Here is a 1,637-nt window from a genome sequence, read left to right as displayed (position 1 = left end):
ATCCAGCTTCTCTAGAAGTTAGGTCTCCGTTATATCCTTCTTTTAGATTAACTCCTACTTCTTGAGCAGCCTCCATTTTAAATTTGTTTAAACCTGCTTTAGCTTGAGGTACTGCTGGTTGATTAGAATTTGTGTATTTATCCATGTGATTTTCACCTCCTTTGTTTTGATAATAGTATTGTACCCGGATATAAGAAGATTATTTAAGAGAATGGGTGGTAACATATGAAAGATTATGAGGAATTACCTTTTTATGTATATATTCAATAGTTTTTAATATAAAATTCATATTTTATATTTACATTTGTCTTCATATGTGGCATAACTTAATAAGAAGCATAATATATCTAATATAATAAAAAGTATATTATAATAAAAATCTATATAGTAATAACATTATTCTTAGCTTTAGCGAGATTACATATACTCGTCTAAGGCTTAGATATTTTATTTTAAATATTTCAAGGCTATTAAAGCTTTTACTAGGTAATTTTAGGAGGACTTTTAAATTGAGTAACAAAAAAATCATTATGACAGGTGGAGGAACAGCTGGACATGTAACTCCCAATATCGCACTTGTGCCCAAGCTAAAGGAGCTAGGATATGAAATACAGTATATAGGTACTGAACATGGAATAGAAAGAAAACTTATAGAAGCAGAAAAAATTAAATATCATAGTATTTCTAGTGGTAAGTTAAGAAGATATTTTGATGTAAAGAACTTTACAGATCCTTTTAAGGTTATTAAAGGGGTTTTTGAAGCAAAATCAATTATAAAAAAAGAAAAACCAGCCATAGTTTTTTCAAAGGGAGGATTTGTATCAGTTCCAGTGGTGCTAGGAGCTTATTTTAATAAAATTCCAATTATAATACATGAATCAGATATTACACCTGGTCTAGCAAATAAAATATCCATGCCTTATGCAACAAAGATTTGTGTTACCTTTGAAGAGGCTATGGACCATGTTAATAAAAAGAAAGCTGTACTTACAGGTTCACCAATTAGAAGTGAACTATTTGAGGGAAATAAAACAAGGGCTAAGGAATTTTGTAAATTTAAAGATGATAAGCCTGTAATTTTAGTTACTGGAGGAAGCTTAGGTTCAAGAATTATAAATGAATGTGTTAGAGAAGCACTTCAAGATATACTTAAAACTTTCAATGTAATACATCTATGTGGAAAAGGTAATTTAGATAAAAGTTTTAATGTAGTTGAAGGATATGCTCAGTTTGATTATATTAAAGAACAGTTATCAGATTTAATGCAATTGGCAGATATAGTAGTTTCTAGAGCAGGGTCTAATACTATATTTGAACTTTTAGCTTTAAAGAAACCTAATATTTTAATACCACTATCAGCTAAGGCTAGTAGAGGGGATCAAATTTTAAATGCCATGTCTTTTAATAAATCAGGATATAGTAAAGTCATAGAGGAAGAAAATTTAAATGCATTGACTCTTTTAGAAGCTATTGAGGAAGTTAATAGAGACAAAGAAACATATATTAAAAACATGAGCAAAAGCAAACAAAGAGACAGCCTTGGAAAAATAATAGACCTAATAGAAAGCTGTAAAAGAAAATAAGAAAATCCATGAAATACGTACTATGACAACAACTATTTAACTAGTTTCATAGTT

General features: G+C 29.1%; 1 protein-coding gene and 1 pseudogene. One reads left to right on the top strand and one right to left on the bottom strand.

What is annotated here, in order from left to right:
- Nucleotide 1 precedes the first annotated feature (1 nt).
- Nucleotides 2-145: pseudogene (locus tag B3630_RS09180) on the bottom strand (small, acid-soluble spore protein, alpha/beta type); the annotation flags it as partial.
- A 364-nt stretch (nucleotides 146-509) separates the two neighbouring features.
- On the opposite strand from B3630_RS09180, the gene B3630_RS09175 reads away from it, so the two are divergent.
- Nucleotides 510-1,583 carry an undecaprenyldiphospho-muramoylpentapeptide beta-N-acetylglucosaminyltransferase gene (locus B3630_RS09175; protein WP_346897474.1) on the top strand — a complete coding sequence of 358 codons (1,074 nt, stop codon included), beginning with the start codon at nucleotides 510-512 and terminating at the stop codon, nucleotides 1,581-1,583.
- The last annotated feature ends 54 nt before the right edge of the window (nucleotides 1,584-1,637 follow it).

The organism is Clostridium sp. UBA7503 (assembly GCF_002477055.1).
In the GTDB taxonomy this organism is placed as follows: Bacteria; Bacillota; Clostridia; order Clostridiales; family Clostridiaceae; genus Clostridium_J; species Clostridium_J sulfidigenes.
The sequence above is the reverse complement of the archived record's forward strand: the minus strand, read 5'-3'. Positions and strand labels throughout refer to the sequence as shown.